At 38.1% G+C, this 24,673-nt stretch carries 23 protein-coding genes; 18 read left to right on the forward strand and 5 right to left on the reverse strand.

What is annotated here, in order from left to right; genetic code table 11:
• Window positions 1-106 precede the first annotated feature (106 nt).
• Together JN11_RS11320 and JN11_RS11325 are read right to left on the reverse strand one after the other, a co-directional pair.
• Window positions 107-757 (reverse strand): class I SAM-dependent methyltransferase, encoded by a 651-nt coding sequence (locus JN11_RS11320; protein ID WP_144912629.1) that lies wholly within the window; start codon window positions 755-757, stop codon window positions 107-109.
• Window positions 754-2,070 (reverse strand): flippase, encoded by a 1,317-nt coding sequence (locus JN11_RS11325; RefSeq protein WP_144912631.1) that lies wholly within the window; start codon window positions 2,068-2,070, stop codon window positions 754-756. Before JN11_RS11325 ends, JN11_RS11320 begins: the two co-directional genes overlap by 4 nt.
• A 357-nt stretch (window positions 2,071-2,427) precedes the next feature.
• On the opposite strand from JN11_RS11325, the gene JN11_RS11330 reads away from it, so the two are divergent.
• Window positions 2,428-3,264 (forward strand): tectonin domain-containing protein, encoded by an 837-nt coding sequence (locus JN11_RS11330; RefSeq protein WP_144912633.1) that lies wholly within the window; start codon window positions 2,428-2,430, stop codon window positions 3,262-3,264.
• Between the two features lie 88 nt (window positions 3,265-3,352).
• On the opposite strand, the gene JN11_RS11335 is transcribed toward JN11_RS11330, so the two are convergent.
• The 3 genes from JN11_RS11335 to metK all read right to left on the reverse strand — a co-directional run bounded on the left by JN11_RS11335 (window position 3,353) and on the right by metK (window position 7,772).
• Window positions 3,353-4,378 carry a tectonin domain-containing protein gene (locus JN11_RS11335; protein ID WP_144912635.1) on the reverse strand — a complete coding sequence of 342 codons (1,026 nt, stop codon included), beginning with the start codon at window positions 4,376-4,378 and terminating at the stop codon, window positions 3,353-3,355.
• A 94-nt stretch (window positions 4,379-4,472) separates the two neighbouring features.
• Window positions 4,473-6,284, reverse strand: a complete 1,812-nt coding sequence (typA, locus tag JN11_RS11340) for a translational GTPase TypA (RefSeq protein WP_144912636.1) — start codon at window positions 6,282-6,284, stop codon at window positions 4,473-4,475.
• A gap of 237 nt (window positions 6,285-6,521) precedes the next feature.
• The gene (metK, locus tag JN11_RS11345; protein WP_144912638.1) at window positions 6,522-7,772 is read right to left on the reverse strand and encodes a methionine adenosyltransferase; all 1,251 of its coding nucleotides are present in this window, start codon (window positions 7,770-7,772) and stop codon (window positions 6,522-6,524) included.
• Window positions 7,773-8,040: 268 nt separating this feature from the next.
• Between metK and JN11_RS11350 the strand changes: the two genes are divergently transcribed.
• The 17 genes from JN11_RS11350 (at window position 8,041) to nuoH (ending at window position 24,672) form a co-directional block, all read left to right on the forward strand.
• Window positions 8,041-8,937, forward strand: coding sequence for a diacylglycerol/lipid kinase family protein (locus JN11_RS11350; protein ID WP_144912639.1), 897 nt, complete (start codon window positions 8,041-8,043; stop codon window positions 8,935-8,937).
• Window positions 8,938-9,009: 72 nt separating this feature from the next.
• The gene (locus tag JN11_RS11355; protein ID WP_144912641.1) at window positions 9,010-9,345 is read left to right on the forward strand and encodes a translation initiation factor; all 336 of its coding nucleotides are present in this window, start codon (window positions 9,010-9,012) and stop codon (window positions 9,343-9,345) included.
• A 209-nt stretch (window positions 9,346-9,554) separates the two neighbouring features.
• Window positions 9,555-11,162, forward strand: a complete 1,608-nt coding sequence (pckA, locus tag JN11_RS11360; protein WP_144912643.1) for a phosphoenolpyruvate carboxykinase (ATP) — start codon at window positions 9,555-9,557, stop codon at window positions 11,160-11,162.
• Between the two features lie 269 nt (window positions 11,163-11,431).
• Window positions 11,432-12,268, forward strand: a complete 837-nt coding sequence (locus JN11_RS11365) for a MotA/TolQ/ExbB proton channel family protein (RefSeq protein WP_144912645.1) — start codon at window positions 11,432-11,434, stop codon at window positions 12,266-12,268.
• 94 nt (window positions 12,269-12,362) lie between these two features.
• Entirely contained in the window at window positions 12,363-12,983 is a 621-nt protein-coding gene (locus JN11_RS11370; protein WP_144912646.1) for an ExbD/TolR family protein, read from the forward strand.
• A 4-nt stretch (window positions 12,984-12,987) separates the two neighbouring features.
• On the forward strand, window positions 12,988-13,527 hold the full coding sequence (locus JN11_RS11375; protein ID WP_144912648.1) for an ExbD/TolR family protein: 540 nt from the start codon (window positions 12,988-12,990) through the stop codon (window positions 13,525-13,527).
• A 48-nt stretch (window positions 13,528-13,575) separates the two neighbouring features.
• On the forward strand, window positions 13,576-14,391 hold the full coding sequence (locus JN11_RS11380) for an energy transducer TonB (RefSeq protein WP_144912650.1): 816 nt from the start codon (window positions 13,576-13,578) through the stop codon (window positions 14,389-14,391).
• 224 nt (window positions 14,392-14,615) lie between these two features.
• Complete coding sequence (locus tag JN11_RS11390) at window positions 14,616-15,557, forward strand: PstS family phosphate ABC transporter substrate-binding protein (protein ID WP_144912653.1); 942 nt, start codon at window positions 14,616-14,618, stop codon at window positions 15,555-15,557.
• A gap of 214 nt (window positions 15,558-15,771) precedes the next feature.
• Entirely contained in the window at window positions 15,772-17,505 is a 1,734-nt protein-coding gene (locus JN11_RS11395) for a tetratricopeptide repeat protein (RefSeq protein ID WP_144912655.1), read from the forward strand.
• A 77-nt stretch (window positions 17,506-17,582) separates the two neighbouring features.
• Window positions 17,583-17,954: an NADH-quinone oxidoreductase subunit A gene (locus tag JN11_RS11400; RefSeq protein ID WP_144912657.1), complete on the forward strand. Its 372-nt coding sequence runs from the start codon at window positions 17,583-17,585 to the stop codon at window positions 17,952-17,954.
• Between the two features lie 292 nt (window positions 17,955-18,246).
• Window positions 18,247-18,789 carry an NADH-quinone oxidoreductase subunit B gene (locus JN11_RS11405; protein WP_144912659.1) on the forward strand — a complete coding sequence of 181 codons (543 nt, stop codon included), beginning with the start codon at window positions 18,247-18,249 and terminating at the stop codon, window positions 18,787-18,789.
• Window positions 18,789-19,292, forward strand: a complete 504-nt coding sequence (locus JN11_RS11410; RefSeq protein WP_144912661.1) for an NADH-quinone oxidoreductase subunit C — start codon at window positions 18,789-18,791, stop codon at window positions 19,290-19,292. The genes JN11_RS11405 and JN11_RS11410 overlap by 1 nt, the downstream gene beginning before the upstream one ends.
• A gap of 6 nt (window positions 19,293-19,298) precedes the next feature.
• Window positions 19,299-20,510, forward strand: a complete 1,212-nt coding sequence (locus JN11_RS11415; protein WP_144912662.1) for an NADH-quinone oxidoreductase subunit D — start codon at window positions 19,299-19,301, stop codon at window positions 20,508-20,510.
• Window positions 20,503-21,027 (forward strand): NADH-quinone oxidoreductase subunit NuoE family protein, encoded by a 525-nt coding sequence (locus JN11_RS11420; RefSeq protein WP_144912664.1) that lies wholly within the window; start codon window positions 20,503-20,505, stop codon window positions 21,025-21,027. Before JN11_RS11415 ends, JN11_RS11420 begins: the two co-directional genes overlap by 8 nt.
• A 192-nt stretch (window positions 21,028-21,219) precedes the next feature.
• Complete coding sequence (gene nuoF, locus JN11_RS11425; RefSeq protein ID WP_144912666.1) at window positions 21,220-22,584, forward strand: NADH-quinone oxidoreductase subunit NuoF; 1,365 nt, start codon at window positions 21,220-21,222, stop codon at window positions 22,582-22,584.
• Window positions 22,585-22,645: 61 nt separating this feature from the next.
• The gene (locus JN11_RS11430; protein WP_144912667.1) at window positions 22,646-23,641 is read left to right on the forward strand and encodes a 2Fe-2S iron-sulfur cluster-binding protein; all 996 of its coding nucleotides are present in this window, start codon (window positions 22,646-22,648) and stop codon (window positions 23,639-23,641) included.
• Window positions 23,641-24,672, forward strand: coding sequence for an NADH-quinone oxidoreductase subunit NuoH (gene nuoH, locus JN11_RS11435; RefSeq protein WP_144912669.1), 1,032 nt, complete (start codon window positions 23,641-23,643; stop codon window positions 24,670-24,672). Before JN11_RS11430 ends, nuoH begins: the two co-directional genes overlap by 1 nt.
• The last annotated feature ends 1 nt before the right edge of the window (window position 24,673 follow it).

Consider the following 24,673-nt stretch of genomic DNA (forward strand, 5'->3'; position numbering starts at 1 on the left):
TATTTCAAAGTATCCACCAAGATAAACACGATACTTTAAAAACAATTCAATAAATCATAAAATTCATTGAATTGTTACAGGTTTTATAAAAGTTATTTGAAAGCAATTAAATATCCAGGCAATTATCCGGTCTATAAAATATAGATGTTGATTTGCGGTAAAATAAACCTGGTGAAATTCCGCTAAATGGTAGCTGCTTATATCCTTTATCTTTCAAAAAGTCCATGCCCTCATTATAGCCCTCACGTTCTGAATCATCCAAAACAATGACACCTGTATCAGAAACGGCATTGATGGCTTGCTTGCAGCAATTTACCCTATCCCTTCCATCAACTATAATAATATCAAATTTCTCTTTCAGTGTTAGGGGTATCCTGCAATATTCTCCATCCCTAACAAGTTCACAGAAAATCATATGGGAGTTTTCAGGTTTTGATTGTACTATTTTATCATACCATTCTTTATCGTGTTCAACAGAAACTACCTTTTTAGCATATTTAGCATAAAAAAAGGTTGAATTTCCTGATCCAAATTCAAAAACAGAGTGTTCTTTTTTTAATCTAGCCTGTATAAAATCAATAAATGAGTATGTTACCCAAGGAATTGGATTATTATGTTCATTAACTGGAAATCTGCTTTCAAAGGCATTAAACCATCCTATTTCAGTAAGGTAGCTATCAGGATTATTAAATGAAAGCAGCCTGCGCAGCCTTTTAGGATTTGAAAATACCTGGTAAAGTAATTTGATTTTACTCATCGTTTAATGATTTTTTGTGCCAGTGAAATTAAAAATAATGATTTAAACATCATTACTCCCTGGTCACTAACTTTTGGTATAAATATGATAAAGAAAGTAGCACTGGCGTAAGCCACCAATGTTGCAATAGCGGCACCCATCATACCCATGTGCGGTATTAATATTAGATTGAGCGCAATATTTACTATTGCTCCAAAACCTGTACGGATAAAGGTAAGCTTATTAAAATTTTCGGCTATTAAATACTGGCTGCTGGCTGCTCCTAAAAACACAAACACACCCGACCAGATATGTACTGACAAGGTTGGCGCAGCATAGGCGTACTCAGGCGTTAATAATTTGTAGATCAAAGGCGAAGCAAATGTGATAATAATGGCTACAGGCAAACTTAAATAAACCATCAGATCATACAAATGCTGGATCCTTTTTTTATATCGCGATATGTCATCGCGCTTAGCATTTAAAATGGCCGGGAATAATGAGGTTACAATTACTGCCGGGATAAAGTTCCAGGCCTCACTAAACTGGGCAACTGTGGCGTAGGCTCCAGCCTCCTTTACACCCGCAATATTTTGCAGCATTATGGCATCAATTTTCATATAAAGGGATACCATGATTCCCGATATTATTAAAGGCCATGAATATTTAAGCAGCTTAACCGCCAACTTGTAATTGAATGACCATTTAAATATGCTCCTTTGCTTACGCTGATAAGTAAAATAGTATCCAACAGAGATTAGCAAAAAATCAAATGTATAAGCGTATATAAAGTATATTAAAGGTTGTTTGGTATAAATTAACAGCAACTTTATAATTGCCGATATCAGGTTACCGGCAATTTGTACCTGCATGATATATTTTGACTGTACCTGCGATTGAAAATAAGCATCAATAACCGTAAAAGCCTGGATGATGCCTATGGTAGAAAAAATCAAAATGTAGTTATAAGGCGTGCCTTTAGCAGGATAAACAAGATAAGCAGTGTATATTATGGGTACGCAGCATAAGCCTGCCATTATTTTCATCCAAAAAGAAGTACCCAAAATTTGGTCGCGGTTATCTGGAAATTGGTGAAGCTCCTTAACAATAAATTGATCGAGACCAAGAGTAGCTATCGCCGAAAAGAAATAAATATAAGCCAGCCCCCCATTAATTATACCATTATTACCCCTGCCCAAATACCTTGCCAGCATAATACTAACAATCATCTTTATAGCTAAACTACCAATACGGCCAACAAATAACATTCCCGTATTTTTAAAATACTTTTCAAATGCCTGCTGGTCAAAACCCGGGATATTAGGTAAACGCATATTTGCACAAATGTATTAAAAAACACAACGTATACTACAATGAGGTTGTAATTGAAATGGAGCCTTGATTTTGCCATATTTCGAATTTTACAACAACTATAGGCTCATACATTTGTATCTGAATAACTACTTTGATTAACAATCCAATAAATTAAAAATTTTATCATAAATTAAAATAAATCAGCATTTAATTTAATATAATTAATCACTGTATAATTAAAAACACTTTAAATTAATATTATTACACAATTGTTTAAAAATAACATAATACTTTTTTTAATATCACTTACTATTCATAGCGAATATTTATACTTTAGATGCCATAACGATGTCGTTATAACTTAAACCATTCATGGAATGAAAAAAATCAGTATTACTTTATTATCCATTGTATTTGTTAGCTTTTTTGTTTCCTGCAAAAAAGACAACAGTATTTCAACAAACAACGGCGCTGCTGCATTGGGCGCAAAACATTTAGCAAGCCTTACTTCAACAGACAACTGGCAAGTGTTGCCGGGAACCGGAACGGACATTGGCATTGGAGCCAATGGTTCTGTCTTTATAACAGGCGATTCAGTTGTATCAACTACCGGTGGGTTTGCAATTTTAAAATGGAACGGAACCAGTTGGAGTACTTTTGGGGGAGCGGCAGTGAGATTATCAGTAGATTCATTGGGTGATCCATGGGTCGTAAATAAATCGCACCTGATTTATCAATATAATGGTAGTGCCTTTCATGTACTACCCGGCACGGCTACCGATATCGGGGTTGGTGGTCATAACACTGTATTCATAACTGACACCACAACATCAACAGACGGGTTCCGTGTATCAAAATGGAATGGAACCAGTTGGGTTGTACAATCAGGAATTTCAGGTGTCAGAGTTGCTGTGGATCCAACAGGAGCTCCATGGGTAGTTACCAAATCTAATTTGATTTATAAAAATATAGCCGGTACCTGGACACTAATACCTGGTACAGCTACAGATATTGGTATAGGTGCCAATGGTACGATATATATTGTTAGCACAACATTCTCTTCGTTAACAGGTGGAGATCAGATTTCAAAATGGAACGGAACAGGCTGGACAGCTACCGTATCAGGGGCCGGTGTAAACATCAGTGTTGATCCGCAAGGCCACCCATGGACTGTTAATGCCTCACACTTGATCTACAATAATCTTAATTTATAATATTTTTTTAAAAATAAAAGCCGCTTTACAAATATTTGTAAAACGGCTTTTATTTTAGACTTTATACCACAATGCTTTTGAAATAAACTTAGTTAAGTTTAAAAATAAAGCGCGAGTTGTCTGTCCACCATGGCTTACCTTGGGGAGATACCGAAATATTGATGCCGGTTATTCCTTCTATCTGGATCCATCCATTAGATGAATATTTGTATATGGGCGGATTAACAACATTATATAACCCTGTTACATACACCGAACCATCAGCACCAATACCAATATCGTCAGCAGCAACCCCATAAATAGGATTCCACAGTAAATTACCGGTATATTGATACACAATATTTGATTTGTTAACTACCCAGGGAATACCTTGTGGAGACACAGCAATACGTACACCGGCGCACTCTGGAAGTGTATCCCATCCTGTGCCATTCCATTTCATAATATTAAACCCTCCAGTCGGCGAAACATTTAATGTACCGATAATGAAAACGGAACCATCAGCACCTATGCCTATATCAGTACCAGTGCCTGGTAATTGATCCCATGAAGTTCCATTGTATCGTAATATAAGATTTGACTGAGTTATAACCCATGGTAATCCCTGTGGAGAAACAGCTACTCTAACGGCGCCACAATCAGGCAATTTTACAAACGTGTTTCCAACCAGTTGAAAAACACTGTGACCGCCGGTTGAAAGCGTATCGGCTCCCACAATATAAACGGCACTATCTGCACCTATACCAATGTCAGATCCCTTCCCTGCCGGAATTTGTGTAAAGCTGCCACTGGTCGACGGCTGTAAAACTATTATTAAACAGGTAGCAGTAACGGAGTGTGTTTTGTTGCTTATGGTGATTGAAGATTGTCCTATTTTTTTTGCTGTAACCAGGCCTGAAGCAGATACACTGATGATTGAAGTATCAGATACACTGCAAACAAGGTTATTAATAGCGTAATTTTTTGAAATGAGCTGATTGGTTGTTCCCACAGTAAGTTTCAAAGTATCTAACACAAGTGAAACAGATTTATCGGGATTTACAGTGATGCTTTTAACGCAGCTGCTAAAAATAAAAACAGAGCAGCATGTTAATAATAGTAATAGTTTGCGCATAAATTGTGAAATAGGGTTTTACAAATGGTAAATATATAAAAACGCCCACCGGATTTACCGGCGGGCGTCTAATTCTATGTAATTCAATCCCGAATTATTGATTCTGGAACTTTTTAGCATTGATCTTACGTTCATTTTCATTTAAGTAAATTTTACGTAAGCGAATGCTTTGTGGAGTTACCTCAATATACTCATCAGCCTGAATGTATTCCATTGATTCCTCTAATGAGAATTTAATTGCCGGAGCAATACGCACGTTAGTATCACTACCTGATGCACGCATGTTAGTTAACTGTTTGCCTTTGGTAAGGTTAATAACTAAATCGTTATCGCGGATGTGCTCACCTAAAACCTGACCTTCATAGATATCAACTCCCGGATCAACATGGAAACGACCACGGTCTTGTAATTTATCAATAGCAAAAGCGGTTGTTTTACCGGTATCCATTGATACCAATACACCATTTAAACGACCAGGGATACTACCTTTCCATGGTTCGTAAGCTTTAAAACGGTGTGCCATGATAGCTTCACCACCGGTTGCTGTAAGTACGTTATTACGTAAACCGATGATACCACGTGCCGGAATATCAAATTCTAAATGCTGTAAATCGCCTTTTGGTTCCATTACCAGCAAATCACCTTTACGTTGTGTAACCAATTCAATTACTTTACCAGAAACATCTCCGGGTACATCAACAATCAAGGTTTCAATTGGCTCACATTTAACGCCATCAATTTCTTTGATGATTACCTGTGGCTGACCTACCTGTAACTCATACCCTTCACGGCGCATGGTTTCGATTAATACTGATAAGTGGAGAATACCACGACCATATACTAAGTATGAATCAGGCGAATCGGTTTCAATAACCTTAAGCGCCAGGTTTTTTTCCATTTCTTTGTATAAACGATCGCGCAGGTGGCGTGAAGTAACAAATTTACCCTCTTTACCAAAAAACGGTGAAGTATTGATGGTAAATAACATGTTCATGGTAGGCTCGTCAATTTTAATAACAGCCAATTGTTCAGGTTTTTCAAAATCAGCAATAGTATCGCCAATATCAAAACCTTCAATACCCACAACTGCACAGATATCACCTGCACTTACTTCGGTAGCTCTCACTTTACCTAAACCTTCAAACGTATAAAGCTCCTTTATTCTTGATTTTTGGATAGTTCCATCGCGTTTTACCAATGATACCGGCATGTTTTCCTTGATGGTACCACGCGCTACACGACCAATTGCAATACGACCAACAAATGAAGAATAATCCAGTGAAGTGATTTGCATTTGCAAAGTACCTTCGTTAATAGGTGCAGGCGGGATGTTTGCCAAAATAGCATCCATTAAAGGGAAAATATCAGTAGTTGGTTTTTTATAGTCGGTGCTCATCCATCCTTGTTTTGATGAACCGTAGATAACCGGGAAATCCAATTGATCTTCAGTAGCTTCAAGGTTAAAGAACAATTCGAAAATTTGTTCATAAACCTCTTCCGGACGGCAATTCTCTTTATCAACTTTGTTAACTACAACAATAGGTTTTAAGCCTAATGCCAAAGCTTTTTGAGTAACGAAACGAGTTTGAGGCATAGCGCCTTCAAAAGCATCACATAATAACAAAACGCCATCAGCCATTTTCAATACACGCTCAACCTCACCGCCAAAGTCGGCGTGGCCCGGAGTATCAATAATGTTGATTTTAACGTCTTTATAACGAACAGAAACGTTTTTGGAAACAATGGTGATACCACGTTCGCGTTCCAGGTCGTTGTTATCCAGTATCAATTCACCGGTTGACTCGTTGTCTCTAAAAATAGCACAACTGTGTAAAATCTTATCAACCAGAGTAGTTTTACCGTGGTCAACGTGAGCGATGATCGCTATATTTCTTATTTTTTGCATGAAAATGCGCCTCTAAATTTTTCGCAAAGGTAAGTTTATTTAGTTAATTTTTAAAGTGTTTGCCACTTATTAGCATAATAATGATACCGCGTTAACAAATTGATTATAAAATATACGCCATTTAACTACTAAAAAAGCTTCTGTTCCGCATTGTTTATTATTAAAATGCACCCACTTTAAACATAAATAGCGATGAGATTAAATTCTCATCGCTATTTATGTTTTGTAGCTTAATTATTATAAGCCAAAGGCTTGCTTAACTTTATCTACATAGTCAAGTTTTTCCCACGTAAATAATTCAACCTCACGTTTTAACTCGCTACCATCATGGGCTATAAACTTTTTGATTACCACTTCATTTGGGCGGCCAAAGTGACCATAAGCGGCCGTTTCGCTATAAATTGGGTTACGAAGTTTAAAACGGGTTTCAATAGCATAAGGGGTCATGTTAAATATGGCCTCAACCTTTTTAGCTATTTCGCCATCGGTTAATTTAACTTTAGCAGTACCATAAGTAGTTACATAAATACCCATTGGCTGTGCTACGCCTATAGCATATGACACCTGTACCAATACTTCATCGGCAACGCCTGCAGCAACCAGGTTTTTTGCAATATGGCGGGTAGCATAAGCAGCTGAGCGGTCAACTTTTGACGGATCTTTACCCGAAAAAGCACCACCACCATGTGCACCCTTGCCACCGTAAGTATCCACAATAATTTTACGGCCGGTTAAACCAGTGTCGCCATGCGGGCCGCCAATAACAAATTTACCAGTAGGGTTAATATGATATTTAATATTATCGTTAAAGAAGTGGGCATATTTAGGATACTTGGCTTTAACACGAGGAATTAAAATGCTGATAATATCTTTGCTGATTTTAGCAAGCATCGCTTTTTCTTCATCAAAATCATCGTGCTGAGTTGATATAACAATGGCATCAATACGAATGGGCTGATTGTTATCATCATACTCAAGCGTTACCTGTGATTTCGCATCCGGACGCAAGTATTTGATATCGGTGTTTTCGCGACGAATAGCAGCAAGTTCAAGTAATAAAGCGTGTGCAATATCCAATGCTAACGGCATATAATTATCCGTTTCTATGGTTGCATAGCCAAACATCATACCCTGGTCGCCAGCACCTTGCTCTTCCTTTGCCTTACGATCAACACCCTGGTTAATATCAGGAGATTGCTCATGAATGGCTGATAATACACCGCATGAGCTACCGTCAAACATATATTCACCCTTAGTGTACCCAATTTTATTGATTACCTCACGGGCAATTTTTTGAACATCAAGATAGGCTTTTGATTTTACTTCGCCTGCCAGAATAACCTGACCGGTAGTAACTAATGTTTCGCAAGCTACTTTTGACTCGGGATCAAAAGCTAAAAAGTGGTCAATTAAAGCATCCGATATCTGATCGGCAACTTTATCCGGATGTCCTTCTGATACGGATTCTGAGGTGAATAAATATGACATATTTTTAAAAAATGGTAATTAAAATTGTTTACACACAAATAGATGTTCTACATTAAAGAAAGAAAAAAGATTTAACGGGATTGAGGTAAAAAGAAGCATGGTTTTAGCACTTTTTTACGTGGTTGCAATCCGGTCCGTCAATTATTTCCTATATCTACGGAAAAATCTATCGGGACAACTTAAAATCAGTCCACATTCAGGCCGCTAAAATAAAACAATTTTCACAAAGCGGAAAATACATTTACTTTTGGCCAGAAATTATATTTAGTTGGAACGGAAAGCGTTATTCATAATAAACCCCATATCGGGAGGAAAAAAAAAGGACGGGGTTCCGGAGCTGATTGAAAAGTACCTGGATCCTGCTGCATATAAACCCGTAATTGTTTTCAGCGACGGCGTATCGCATGCAAGACAAATTGCAAAGGAAGCAGTTAATAAATTTGATTTGATAGTAGCCGTTGGTGGTGATGGTACCGTTAATGAAGTAGCATCTGCCCTAGTTGGTGCAGAAACGCATTTTGGTATTATTCCGTTTGGCTCGGGTAATGGCCTGGCCAGGTTTTTGGGAATACCAATGGATTCCGAACAAGCTATTAAAACATTAAATACCGGCAATATTGAAGCCATTGACACTGCCAAACTAAATGGCAAGCCTTTTTTTAATATGGCGGGTATGGGTTTTGATGCACACATCAGCGAAGTATTTTCACACACTAAAAAAAGAGGCTTTATTAGCTACATCAAATCATCTATACAGGAAATTGCAAAATATAAACCACAACCCTATCAGCTTGAGATTGATGGTAAGGATTATCAACGCGAAGCTTTTATGCTGAGTTTTGCCAATTCATCACAATATGGTAATAATGCGCATATTTCTCCAAAAGCATCCGTGCAGGATGGTTTACTGGATATTTGCGTAATTAAAATGTTCCCTTTATGGCGGTTTCCTGAAATGGGTATCCGGATGTTAAACAAAACAGCCGATAAAACCAATTATGTGGAAATTATCAGGGGCAAAAACATTAATGTTAAACGTATTAAGCCCGGCCCGGTACATTTAGATGGCGAGCCTAAAGTTATGGGCACCGATATTAATATTGAAATAGTACCCCATTCATTAAAAATTATTGTAGGCAGTTCATATAAAAAGTCATCAATCTAAACCTAAAGTTCGTTTTTTTTTATTCGGATTTTGATTGATAATTGTCTGACTTTATAATTAAAGACTTAAAACATGTCAAAGAAAAACTTCACCGGCGTTGTTTATTCTACGGATCCCAGCTTCCAATACCAGGAAAACAGCGGGCATGCTGCGCAAACATTGCCTCCACAACAGCAAAACCTCAAAATTTATCTTGATCGCAAAGGTGGTGGCAAAGTGGTAACGCGTATAGCTGATTTTATTGGCGCCGACGCAGACCTTGAGGCTATTGGAAAAAAATTAAAATCAAAGTGCGGTGTTGGCGGCTCCGCTAAAGAAGGTGAAATACTGATCCAGGGTGATTTCCGTGATAAAATCCTCACACTACTACAGGCCGATGGTTATAAGGCTAAAAAAGCAGGCGGATAAAAGTCAAAGCATTTAATAAAGCGTACCACACTGCCTCAATCAGCATTATTAAAAAAATAGTTAGTGTATTGACTTACTACCACAACTATTTAATAGTCAAATAATTACATTATGTGTAAAACATACATTATGTAAAAAAATAAGCAATTCTGCTTGTTTCTTCCCTTTTAAAACCGCTAATTTTGCGGTAAATCAATTATAACTATTTCATGATAAAAAGTACTAACCACGTACCTGATCTGGGCTATTTACAGCTTGATCGGGCCAGGAATATCTATTACCAATTGAATCCTGCCGAATTGATTGAAGCAGCACTCAAAAGAGACGAAGGCGTATTGGCCGATAACGGTGCGCTGGCTATAGATACCGGGGAGTTTACCGGCCGTTCGCCCAAGGACCGCTTTATTGTTGAAGACGATATAACCATGGACAGTGTTTGGTGGGGTAAAGTAAATATTCCCTTTAGCACCGAAAAATTTAATACCTTATTATATAAGGTAACTAACTACTTTAAGGACCGTGATATTTTTGTGCGCGATTCATGCGCTTGCGCAAACGAAAAATATCATATCGACATTCGCGTTATTACGGAAACTGCTTACCAGAATTTATTTGTTCACCATTTATTTCTTCGCCCTGAAGTGGTAAGTCCGGATGCTATACCCGAATGGACAATAATTGCAGCACCTGGTTTTAAAGCCGATCCGGAAATTGACGGTACACGCCAGCACAACTTCTCCATTATTAATTTCACAAAAAAAATTATCCTGATTGGTGGTACAGGATATACCGGCGAAATAAAAAAGGGGATTTTTTCTGTACTAAACTTTATATTACCTTATGAGAAAAATGTATTATCTATGCATTGTGCAGCTAATACCGGAGCGAAGGGTGATACAGCTATATTCTTTGGGTTATCTGGCACGGGCAAAACAACACTCTCAGCCGATCCTGAACGTAACCTTATAGGCGATGATGAACATGGATGGAGCGATTACACCATTTTTAATTTCGAAGGAGGTTGTTACGCCAAATGTGCCGATTTAACTTCCGAAAAAGAACCCCAAATTTATAATGCCATTAAATTTGGGGCATTACTAGAAAATATTAATTTTATAGAAGATAGCCGCACAGTTAACTTTTCTGATATCGCTAAAACAGAAAACACACGTGTGGCCTATCCATTATATAATATTGAAAATTCCATAATTCCATCTATCGGGGCATCGCCAAAGAATATATTCTTTTTAACCGCAGATGCATTTGGTATACTTCCCCCTATTTCAAAACTCACTCCTGAACAGGCTATGTATCATTTTATTTCAGGCTATACCGCTAAAGTTGCCGGTACCGAAAGCGGGGTTACAGAACCCAAAACTACCTTTTCGGCTTGCTTTGGCGAAGCGTTTTTACCTTTAAACCCGGTAACCTATGCAACTTTGTTAGGTCAAAAGATAAAGCAATATCAGGTAAAAGTATGGTTGGTAAATACCGGCTGGACGGGCGGCCCGTATGGCGTAGGGAAAAGGATGAAGCTTAAATATACCCGCGCCATGATCACAGCAGCACTAAACGGACAACTGGACAATATAAAATATAAGGAACATCCTATATTTGGTTTGCAGATGCCCCAAAGCTGTCCAAATGTTCCGGATTCTATACTCGACCCTAAAAACACATGGGATAATAGTGAGTACTATGACGAAACCGCTAATGAACTGGCTGTTTCATTTGTAAAAAACTTTGAGCAATATGTTACATATTGCCCAAAAGAGGTTATAAATGCAGCTCCAAATGTCACCATATCTTCATGGTAACATAAATTTTATAAATTATTGTTTGCTATTATTAAAAAAAATAGGTTTCATTGTAAAAAATTGTCTGTACAAAAGACAATTTTTATTTTTTGAAGCGTTATGTATCCACTAATACATAAGGCTTTATAATTTTTGTATTAAAAAATTATAAAGAATAACAAAATAGTTTTTTTAATTCATTAAAATTCTATTTTTGTTATTCGCTAAATTATTGCATTTAACAAACTTATATTTATAAACTACAAACTAAAAACTAAAAACTAAAAGTAATGGCAAACGCACCAACAAAACCAACAACTCCTGTAAAGAAAGAAAGCTCTAACTCGGGCCTGTTTGCAACCCTAACTATTCCAATTTGTATAGTTGTTGCAATCATAATTTTTATTTACATACTAGGTGACCCTAGTCATTATACAGATGGGGATGTTGAAAAAGGCACAGCAACCGATTTCTTTGGCCGTATCCACAAAGGTGGTAACCTGGTACCACTTATCATGTCGTACCTGTTAATTGTAATTGTATTCTCTATTGAGCGTTTTGTTGTTATCGGCAAAGCAGCCGGAACCGGAAATGTTGACGCTTTTGTAAGAAAAATCCAAAGCGCACTTACTGCAGGCAATATTGACGCAGCTGTTGCAGAATGCGACAAACAAAAAGGTTCAGTAGCAAACGTGGTAAAATCAGGTTTGAAAAAATACCGTGAAATGGAAACTGATAACACACTTGATGTTGATCAGAAAACACTTGCTATTCAAAAAGACATTGAAGAAGCTACTACATTAGAAATGCCAATGCTTGAGCAAAACCTTACTATTATTGCTACCCTGGTATCAATCGGTACATTAACCGGTTTGTTAGGTACAGTATTCGGTATGATCAACGCGTTCGCTTCATTAGCAAACGCAGGTTCAGGAAGTTCAACAGCACTTTCAGCATCTATCTCTGAAGCACTTGTAAACACTGCATTAGGTATCAGTACTTCTGCTACTTCAATTGTAATGTACAACATCTTTACGTCAAAAATTGATAACCTGACTTACGCTATTGACGAAACAGGTTTCAGCATAGTATCTACATTTGCTGCTTCTCATAAAAACAGCAGATAATATAAAAGCTATTGCTTAGTTTTTACCGTCCCGATATAGTATTCGGGACGGTTAGTATATCTGTTATACACTACAAATTAAAACTTAACAAACTATGCCCAGAGTAAAAGTTGCAAGGAAAAGCACAGCAATTGATATGACAGCCATGTGCGATGTGGCCTTTCTTTTGCTTACCTTTTTCATATTAACAGCTAAACCTAAAGTGGAGGATCCGTCAAAAGCTGACGTTCCTACCTCATCAAAGGAAAAGGTTGTTCCAGAACAAAACCTGGCTACCATAAGTGTTGGCCAAACCAATCAGGTTTATTATTCAGTTGACGGCAGCGATGTACGTACTGAAGCATTAAAAGCAATGGGCGAAAAATACCATGTGTCTTTTACTCCTGATGAAATAAAAAACTTTTCAAACACAGAAGTGTTTGGTGTACCAATGAGCCAGATGAAATCATTTTTAGATGGCACCATTGATTCACAACAAAAGTTCCCGCAAAAAGGTATTCCTGTTGATACTACTTCAAATAATGAATTATCAAACTGGATCTTAACTTCACGCCAGGCTGATAAAGCTTTGCATGATAAAGATCTTGATATTGCCATTAAGGGAGATAAAAGGGAACAATACCCGATTATTAGCACAATAATCGAAATATTGGCAAAACAAAGGCTCTTCAAATTTAGTTTAATCACCGACCTAAAAGCGGCACCTAAAAAATAAAAAAATGGCAGAATTAGATACCTCCGGCGGGGGTAAACACAAAGGTGGGAAAGTAAGAAGTAAAAAAGTTTCAACTCGCATTGACCTTACTGCGATGGTGGATCTGGCTTTCTTATTGATCACATTCTTTATGTTTACAACAACCCTTGCCAAAAAGAAAGCAATGGATTTAGCCATGCCTGATAATACAGTAAAGACTAATCAATTGCCTGTTGCCGCTACCCGTTCAATGACTATCCTTTTGGGTAGCCATAACAAACTGGAGTGGTACATGGGTGAGCCAGGTAAATCTGCGCCTACAGTTGATAACTACGGAAAAGACGGCTTGCGCAAAGCACTAATTGAAAACGGCAAAAAAGTTGCCGCTACACATGCTGCACCTGATAATTTCATGATAGTTTTGATAAAACCAAGTGATAAGTCAACTTATGAAAACCTGGTTTCTACACTTGATGAAATGAGTATCACAGGTGTTCAATCTTATGCAATTGTAAAAATCACTCCTATGGAACTAGGTGATTTGCAAAAGAATAATATCTATTAGTAATATTAATATTACTAAAAACGTTAATTAATATTAAAGCCTAAAACAATGTTAGGATCAAAATTAGACATATTAAATCAGCAATGGATTGATGTCGTATTTAGCGGTCGCAACAAAGCATACGGTGCATACGAGTTAAGGCAAAATAACGGTAAAAATACCGCAAAAGCGCTTCTTATCGGCTGTGTATTCTTTGTACTTGCAATATCTGCTAATACGATTATCAACATGTTCTCTGGATTTATCCCAAAAGGTAAAGAGAAAGTTAAAATCACCAATGTGGTGCTTTCACCTCCCCCACCGGATTTGAAGAAACCACCTCCGCCGCCACCACCTGAACCACCAAAACCAAAGATTGACCAGGTTAAGTTCCCTCCTCCGGTTGTAAAACCAGACGTTGAAGTAAAGGAACAACCACCAACAGTTAAAGAACTGGCAGTTGCAGATCCAGGACAAAAAAATCTGAAAGGTGATAAAAATGCTGACGTAACTATTGATGAACCAGCAGGTACATCAGACCAAAAAGTAACCGAAGAGGATCCTAATAAGATCTTTACTTCAGTGGAGCAAGCTCCGGCTTTCCCGGGTGGTTTAGAAGCATTTTACAAATACCTTGGTAAAAACATCAGGTATCCTGCAGTAGCACGTGAAAATAACACACAAGGAAGGGTAATTGTAAACTTCGTTTGCGAAAGAGATGGTTCCCTTACTGATATTAAAGTTGTACGTGGTATTGGTGATGGTTGCGATGAAGAAGCAATTCGCGTAATCAAAGCATCTCCAAAATGGTCTCCAGGTATTCAGAACGGACGTCCGGTACGTTGTTCATACACGGTGCCAATTGCATTTACACTTGCAGAATAAAATCATTATGTTATTGAATAATAACCAGCAAAAATCGCCCAAAAGGCGGTTTTTGCTTATTTTAGGAGTATCAGCATTCATTGCATTTTGTTGCTTAGGACTGATGATTATCTTTTGGGACAGCATGTTACCCAATATGCCAAAGACTCAAAAAACAGTTATCGGTATAGCAATAATCATTTATGCGGGTTTACGTTTTTCAAGGCTTTTAAAGAAAGATCCTAATGAAATATAATAGAAATCTGAAATATTTTGCTGTTTTATCGCCTCTTTTGTTAATTGCCATTTTCTCGGGCTGTAAACAAAAAACAGATACAACTAAGGCTGTATTAAATCCTAATGCAAACAAAATGGTTGTTGATGAGTCATTTCAACCCATTGTTGACGAGGAACTGTATATTTTTAAAGCTGCAAACAAAGACACTTTACATCCGGTAATTTCTTATTCACCTGAAAATATCGCTGTAAACAGTTTTATGGATGACAGCGTTAGAGTTGCCATTCTGGCACGCGATTTAACCGCTAATGAATACAAGGCCCTTCGCGATACAAGAAATGCTGTGCCCAATATTAACCGCTTTGCTATTGATGCCATAACAATAATAGTAAATGAAGCATCTAATGATACCAGCATTACGGTAAGTGAAATAAAAAAAATGCTGGGTGGTTATACTAAAAAAGATAAAGTTATCGTTTTTGATAATCCAAACTCAGGTGTAGTAAGGTATTTAAAGGATTTTACTGGTTATAAAGATTTCAAGCAAAAAAATATTTATGCCCTAAAATCCAACAAGGAAGCAATTAAATATGTAGCCGAACACCCTAATGCTATAGGTATTGTAGGCTTCAGCTGGTTGAATGATCCTGATAAAGACTATTCAGCCGATGTTCAAAAAGTTAAAATTGTAGGTGTGAAGGATGATGTGAGCAAAAATAATGATAACGGATATATTACCCCTTCGCAAAGCTCATTAGCATTAAAGCAATATCCGCTTACCAGAAACTTATATATTTTATACAATACCAGCAAATTAGGCAAGGATTTTGAGGCTTTCATATTAGGTGATCGCGGACAGCGGATAATTCTTAAATCCGGCTTATTACCAGACATGATTCCGGTAAGAGATATTGTAATTGAAAAAAAGATTAAAACAAGTAACAAATAAAGAAGTTTAAACTTGTACAGTTTTGTTACTAAATTTAAATCAAAAAAATTATATCATTGCAAACTGAATATACTGTAAATCAAACTGCAATAAATAGCAGATATGTTTTAAACAGATTATAAACAGTTAATTAATCAACTAAAAACTAAACAAAACAATGCAGTACCCTAATGGTGCAGCTAAAAATTAACTAAAAACGAAAGATTTATTAACGATGAAAATGATCAATAAAGTAGCCGTCGCGGGGTTGGGATTGGTATTTGCGGGTTCATCAGTTTTTGCGCAAAGTTTAGCTGATGCAAAAAAAGCAATTGATGCCGAACAGTATCAGAAAGCTAAATCAATGCTTAAAAACCTTACTACCACGCAAGCGGATAAGGACGAGAACTTTTTTTACCTGGGCTGGGTATATTTAAAACAAGATTATGTTGACTCTGCAAAAGCTACCTTTAACAAAGGTATTGCGGTAAACGCAAAATCAGCATTGAATTATGTAGGCTTAGGCGCTGCTGCTCATGTTGAAAAAGACAACACTACAGCAGCAAATGATTTTAACCAGGCTATTACCCTTGCTGGTAAAAGCAGCACACCCTATTTGTATGCAGGCCTGGGCTATTTATTACCGGTTAGTGGTAGCGCAGCAGGCGCAACCGGTTCTGCCGTTACACCTGTAGATGCAGATGCAGCTATCGCCATATTAAACAAAGGCAAAGTTGTTAACCCTAAGGATGCCGTTTTACTGGTTGCTTTAGGTGATGCTTATCGCTCACAACTGAAAAGTAACGATGCTTACACAGCTTATTCAGCTGCTTTAGCAATTGATCCTAAATTACCTTCAGCAAACGTTTCTACAGGTGTTTTATGGAGGTATGCTGACAACTTTGAAGACTCTGAAAAACAATTTCAGGCAGCTTTAGCTATCGATCCTAATTATGGACCTGCTTACCGTGAGCTCGCTGAAACCAATATCCGTGAGGCATCAAAAGATGCAGCTACTTATGATGTAAAAACAAAAGAAGCTGTTGAAAACTACAAGAAATATATCAGCCTTACTGATTACTCTGTTGAAACACAAATGCGTTATGCAGACTTCCTGATCCGTACTAAAGATTATGTTACTTTACAAAAAGTAGCTACAGATTTAAGCGCATCAGCAAAAAGTAATTTAAGGGTTTACCGTTATTTAGGTTATGCTGCTTTCGAAAATAAAGATTATCAATCAGCACTAACCGCTTTAAACAAATGGACTTCTGAAGCTGATCCAAAACGTTTAATTCCTAATGATTACCTGTACTTAGGCCGTACAGAACTGGCTCTTAAACAAGATTCATTAGGTATACGCGATTTACGTAAAGCTTTAACTTTAGATACTTCACAAGTTGATATCTATGGTGAAATAGCCAAATCACTATATGCTTCAGGTAAATACATTGATGCCGGAGAAGCTTACCATACCTTTGCTGAGAAATCACGTCAGGCTAAATTAACTGACCACTTTTACGAAGGTTTTAGCTATTACCAGGCTTACAAAGACCAATTGATAAAATCACAGACAGTTAAAACTTTAAAACCTGATTCAACATTACTTACCAAAGCCGATTCAGCATTTACTTATGTAGAACGCAAATTGCCTACACCAAATGCACAAATCATATATTTTCACGCAAATGTGAAGGATTTTGAAGAAGGCGATAGAAATAATATTAAAGGTTTAGCAAAACCACTGTTTGAACAATACATCCAGGTAGTAACTGCAAAAGGTGCACCAGATGATAAAACTAAAGGTTATTTAGCTGCTGCTTATGTTTACTTAGGTAACTACGCTCAGTATAAAGAAAAAGATGAAGCAAAAGCGCTTGATCTTTATACCAAAGCAAAAGATATGGACCCAACCAATCCACAGGTAGTCTATTACTTCGCTAAAAAAGGCGGTGCTAAAAGCAAATAAGTAATTAAAAGCAAATAAGAAGCCTTCTGATTTATCAGAGGGCTTTTTTATTATAGTTCCATTTGTATATTTGCATCATGGAAGTACAAAGTTTGCCCATTAATTATCTGCCCATCATATTTCAAATGTTGGTGGCTTTAGGTTTTGTGGTTACCACTATGTTTGTAACACATAAAATAGGCCCTAAAAGGGTAACCAAAGATAAATTAACCCCGTTTGAGTCGGGTATTGAGGTGGTGGGTAATGCCCGTACCCCTATTTCTATCAAATATTTCCTGGTAGCTATCCTTTTCGTGCTGTTTGACGTAGAAGTGATCTTTATGTACCCATGGGCGGTAAATTTCCGCGATTTGGGTAAAGACGGCCTGATAGAGATGTTTATTTTTATGGGAACGCTTTTACTGGGCTTTATTTACGTAATTAAAAAAGGCGCACTAGACTGGGACTAATCTCGTCGCTCAACTCCCCTCAAAAGGGGAGCTCGTTTATAGAAAAAGAAAAGATTAAAAGTCTTCTGCAATATTGAAGATTTAAGAAAGATCAGTTTAGACTGTTTCTAAATAAATTTACCATATTACATAGTGTAAGCCTTACATAGTAAAATGTTGTAAATTTGTCATATATAAGCATAAACATAATATGCTCAAGTCTTTTAAAAACGTTAAGCTATATATAATTGGACTAACGTAAATATTAAAGGCTTTTGACTTAAAATTGATGGGTTTTTGTATCAAATAAATCATGAGTGATATTCAATTAGTTGATGCCCCGGCAGGTGTAGAAGGAGCAGGTTTTTTCGCAACCTCGCTTGATAAAGCAATCGGTATAGCACGTTCAAATTCATTATGGCCATTGCCATTTGCTACTTCGTGCTGCGGAATAGAATTTATGGCAACCATGGCATCTCATTATGATTTGTCGAGATTTGGTGCCGAGCGTTTAAGCTTCTCGCCAAGGCAGGCAGATCTTTTAATGGTTATGGGTACCATTGCCAAAAAAATGGGACCAGTTTTAAGGCAGGTTTATTTGCAGATGGCAGAACCCCGCTGGGTTATTGCCGTTGGCGCATGCGCATCAAGCGGTGGTATATTTGATACTTACTCTGTGTTACAGGGTATTGATGAAATTATTCCTGTTGACGTTTATGTTCCGGGATGCCCACCGCGTCCAGAAGCTATTATTGATGGCTTTATGAACATCCAAAAGCTGGTTCAAACAGAAACTTTACGTCGTAGAAACGAACCACAATACCAAAAACTATTAGCTTCATACGGAATACAATAATGGGCAAAATAACAAACGAAGAGCTTTTAAGCAAAATAGGTGCTCAGTTCAACGATAAGGTAACTACAATAGGCGAACCATTTGGCTTGCTTACACTGGAAACTACCAGGGAGCACATTATTGACGTTTTAACTTATTTAAAAAACGATCCCACTCTTCAATTCATTTATCTAACAGATATTACCGCTATCCATTATCCTGAACAGGAAAAAGCTATCGGTATTATTTATCATTTACATAGCCTGGTACACAATACCCGTATCCGTTTAAAAGTTTTTTTAACTGATGGTGATGTACACATCCCTACTGCCACCGTTTTATGGAATGGCGCTAACTGGATGGAAAGAGAAACTTACGATTTTTTCGGGGTAATATTTGACGGACATCCTGATTTACGCAGGATATTGAACGTTGACGATATGACAGCGCACCCTATGCGGAAAGAGTTTCCATTGGAAGACCCTAACCGTGTTGATAAGAAAGATTATTTTTTTGGAAGATAACAGAAAATGCAGAACCACCCGGTATTTACAGATAACGATCCGCAAAGCGAGCTTTCAACCCTTAACTTAGGGCCAACCCACCCTGCAACACATGGAGTATTCCAAAACGTGCTGCAATTGGATGGCGAAAGAATTGTAAGCGGTGTATCAACCATAGGTTATATTCACCGTGCATTTGAAAAAATTGCCGAACACAGGCCGTTTTATCAAATCACACCATTAACCGACAGGTTAAACTACTGCTCATCCCCCATTAACAATATGGGCTGGCACATGACAGTTGAAAAACTTTTAGGCATCGAAACACCAAAACGTGTAGACTATCTGCGTGTAATTGTAATGGAGCTGGCCCGTATTGCCGATCACATTGTTTGTAACGGTGTATTAGGTGTTGATACAGGGGCTTTTACAGGTTTCCTTTACATGATGGAATACCGCGAAGCCATTTATGAAATTTATGAAGAAGTTTGTGGCTCACGCCTTACTACCAATATTGGCAGGATAGGTGGTTTTGAGCGTAATTTTAATACCATAGCTTTCAGCAAACTGCGTAAATTCTTAAAAGATTTCCCGGTAACGTTAAAAGAATTTGAATCGCTGTTTAATCGTAACCGCATATTTATTGACCGTACCAGGGATGTAGCTGCTGTAACCGCCGAAGAAGCATTAAGCTATAGCTGGAGCGGCCCGCTATTACGTGCAGCAGGCGTTGATTATGATGTAAGAGCGATGGAGCCTTATTCATCATATGATGATTTTGAATTTGAAGTTCCGGTTGGTACCAATGGTGATGTTTACAACCGCTTTTTAGTTCGTAACGAAGAAATGTGGCAAAGCTTACGTTTAATTGAGCAAGCTTTGGTTAAACTTGAAAAAGAACCATCGGATATTTTCCATGCTGATGTACCTGATTTTTACCTTCCTCCAAAAGAGGATGTTTATAATAACATGGAAGCTTTGATCTATCACTTTAAAATTGTGATGGGCGAAGTACCAACCCCAACAACTGAAGTTTACCATGCAGTTGAAGGTGCCAATGGCGAATTAGGATTTTACCTGGTAAATGATGGCGGCAGATCGCCATACCGTTTGCATTTCCGCAGACCAAGTTTTATCAATTACCAGATGTATGCCCCAATGAGTCGCGGTATGTTATTATCAGACGCAATTATTAACATGAGTAGTTTAAACGTTATAGCCGGAGAGTTAGATGCTTAGAGTTGACGAAGCCCAGGCACCGGTTGAGTTTTCGCCGGAGCTGATCAGTAAGTTTGATGACATTGTGAGCCGTTACCCAAAAGGTAAACAAAAATCGGCTTTATTACCTATACTCCATTTAGTACAGGCAGAGTTTGGCTGGGTTAGCCCAATAGCCATGGATAAAGTTGCCGAATACCTGAGCATTCAGCATATTGAGGTATATGAGGTGGCCAGCTTTTACAGCATGTACTTTTTACGCCCTCAAGGTAAGTTTGTACTGGAAGTTTGCCGCACCGGACCTTGCTGTTTAGTAGGTGCCGAAAAAATAATGGATTATATTGAAGAAAAGCTGGGTGTAAAAGAAGGTGAAGTAACTGCCGATGGCCTGTTTAGCTGGCGTGGAGTAGAATGCCTTGCAGCATGTGGCTTTGGCCCTGTTTTACAAATAGGTCCTGAATACACTTTTTACGAAAATTTAACACCAAACTCAGTTGATAAGCTGATTGCAGAATTAAAAGCAAAAGGCCATAATTAAAAAATGAACAGAACAAGTTTAATCATAACTGATGCATTGTTCGTAATTACCATAATTGTTATCCATTACGGGAATGGTGATTTCAATAAAAATCCGTTGATATTAAACTTATTGATTGTAGTAGCTTTAGCAAGCTGCATTATCAGACATATTAATTATTACAAGCTGACCAAAAAGATATATTAAGCAGCAATGGCACGTAAATTACTTTTAGAACATATTAACGTTTCCGGCATCAATACCTTTGATGTTTATCGCTCAAAAGGCGGTTATGCTTCTGTTGAAAAAGCACTGAAAACCATGTCGCCGGATGATGTGGTTGAAGAAGTTAAAAAATCAGGATTACGTGGCCGTGGTGGTGCAGGTTTCCCTACCGGGATGAAATGGAGCTTTCTGGCAAAACCAGAAGGTGTAGCCCGTTACCTGGTTTGCAATGCTGACGAATCAGAACCCGGAACTTTTAAAGACCGTTACCTGATGACCCATATTCCTCACTTACTAATTGAGGGAATGATAGTATCCAGCTTTGCTTTAGGTGCCAAAACATCATACATCTATGTTCGTGGCGAAATGATGCCACAAATCAGGATACTGGAAAGAGCAATTGCAGAAGCAAAAAATGCAGGTTTCTTAGGTAAGAATATATTAGGCACAGGTTACGATCTGGAACTATACGTACAACCAGGCGGTGGCGCTTATATCTGTGGTGAAGAAACTGCATTATTAGAATCATTGGAAGGTAAACGTGGTAATCCGCGCATTAAACCACCATTCCCTGCTATTGCAGGTTTATATGGCTGCCCTACCGTAGTAAACAATGTTGAATCAATTGCCGCAGTAGTGCCTATCATTAATGAAGGTGGCGAAGAGTATACTAAAATTGGTGTTGGCCGTAGTACTGGTACCAAATTAATCTCTGCCGGTGGTAATATTAAAAATCCTGGTGTTTTTGAAATTGAATTAGGTCTTCCAGTGGAAGAGTTTTTATATTCTGACGAGTATTGCGGCGGTATAGCCAATGGCAAACGTTTAAAAGCGGTAGTTGCCGGTGGTTCGTCAGTTCCAATTTTGCCTGCTAACCTTTTCCTTAAAACCATTAATAATGAGCCCCGCTTAATGAGCTACGAATCATTAGCAGATGGTGGATTTGTTAGCGGAACCATGATGGGTTCTGGCGGTTTTATTGCTTTTGATGAAGATCAGTGCATTGTACGTAATACCTGGAACTTTACCCGTTTCTATCACCACGAAAGTTGCGGACAATGTTCGCCTTGCCGTGAAGGTACCGGATGGATGGAAAAAGTATTGCACCGTTTAGAACATGGCCATGGAAAAATGAGCGACATGGATTTGTTGGTTGATGTTTCTAAAAAAATTGAAGGAAATACTATATGTCCTTTAGGTGATGCAGCCGCATGGCCGGTGGCATCAGCAATCCGTCACTTCAGAGATGAATTTGAATGGCACGTTACCAATGCTTCTGAAGCAGTATCAAGGAATTATGGTTTGGCACATTACGCCGACCCACTTCCTAAAAAAGAAGAAACACCAGCATAAATAAAACATTTGTCGTTACATAACGATAAGAACTAAATATTGAGTTTTTAATTTTAACTTAATGAAAGTAACAATAGACGGAATACCCGTTGAAGTAGAACCAGGAACAACCATCTTAAATGCCGCAAGGCAAATTGGTGGTGACATAGTTCCGCCTGCTATGTGCTATTATTCCAAACTGGAAGGCAGCGGTGGTAAATGCCGTACCTGCCTGGTTAAGGTTAGCAAAGGATCTGAAAAAGACCCTCGCCCTATGCCTAAACTGGTAGCATCATGCCGTACTACGGTAATGGATGGGATGGAAGTACAAAACATCACCTCGCCCGAAGTAATTGAAGCACGTAAAGGAATAGTGGAGATATTGTTGATTAATCACCCGCTGGATTGCCCTATTTGCGATCAGGCAGGCGAGTGCGATCTGCAAAACCTTGGCTTTGAACACGGTGCAGTTAAAACCCGTTATGAGTTTGACCGCCGCACGTTCGAAAAAATCGATATTGGCGATAAGATCCAACTGCACATGACCCGTTGTATTTTATGCTACCGTTGCGTTTTCACTGCCGATCAGATTACCGATCATCGTATTCACGGTATTTTAAACCGTGGAGATCACTCCGAAATATCTACCTACATTAAAGCAGCTGTTGATAATGATTTTTCAGGAAACGTTATTGATGTATGCCCTGTAGGTGCTTTAACCGATAAAACTTTCCGTTTCAAAAATCGTGTTTGGTTTACCAAGCCAGTTGATGCACATCGTGATTGCGATCATGAAAAATGCAATGGAAAAGTAACCTTATGGTATAAAGGCGAAGAGGTTTTACGTGTTACTGCCCGTAAAGATAAATATGGTGAGGTAGAAGAATTTATTTGCAATACCTGTCGCTTCGATAAAAAGAAAACCAGTGATTGGGTAATTGAAGGTCCTCGTAAAATTTCGCACAAATCGGTTATCAGTGCAAATCACTACGAGTTTAAACCTTTGCCGGTTGTTAAAACTAACCCGCAATTAATGGAAAAGAATAAAGAACAATTTGAACGAGATACACGCTTATAATGGGACTTGCAGATATAATAATTAAACTGGTACTGGTAGTTATCATTTTTGCGATAAGCCTGGTAATAGCCATGTACTCCACTTATGCCGAACGTAAGATTGCGGCATTTTTTCAAGATCGTATAGGTCCTAACCGTGCCGGTCCGTGGGGCCTTTTACAGCCACTGGCTGATGGTGGTAAAATGTTCTTAAAGGAAGAAATCATCCCTACCCATGCCAATACTTTCCTGTTTATTGCAGGTCCTTCGTTAGCTATCTTAACTGCTTGTATTGGTTCTGCGGTTATCCCATGGGGACAACAAATGACCATTGGCTCACACGTTATTGATTTGCAGGTTGCTGACATTAATGTGGGGATTCTTTACATTTTTGGCGTTGTTTCCTTAGGTGTATACGGCGTAATGATAGGTGGATGGGCATCAAACAATAAATATTCTTTATTGGGTGCTATCCGTGCTGCATCACAAAATATCAGCTATGAAATTTCAATGGGCTTGTCAATCATCGCTTTATTGATGGTTACCGGTACTTTGAGCCTTCGTCAAATTGCTGAGCAACAACACAGCTGGCATTGGAATATCCTTTACCAGCCACTTGGCTTTTTACTATTTATAGTATGTGCCTTTGCTGAAACTAACCGTACCCCATTCGATTTGCCTGAGTGCGAAACCGAACTGGTTGGTGGCTATCATACCGAATATTCATCAATGAAATTGGGTTTCTACCTGTTTGCTGAGTATATTAACATGTTCATTTCATCAGCAGTAATGGCAACATTATACTGGGGTGGATATAATTATCCGGGGATGGATTGGGTATTAGCCCATACCGGACCAGCTATAGGCCCACTTATTGGTGTGGTAGTTCTGTTTGCAAAAATATTTTTATTCATATTCTTCTTTATGTGGGTTCGATGGACCATTCCGCGCTTCCGTTATGATCAGTTAATGGATTTGGGTTGGAAAGTTTTGATCCCACTGGCTATAGCAAATATTATAGCAACTGGATTATGGATTACTTTTATTAAATAAG

The sequence above is a fragment of the Mucilaginibacter frigoritolerans genome, from assembly GCF_007830615.1.
GTDB classification, from domain to species: domain Bacteria; phylum Bacteroidota; class Bacteroidia; order Sphingobacteriales; family Sphingobacteriaceae; genus Mucilaginibacter; species Mucilaginibacter frigoritolerans.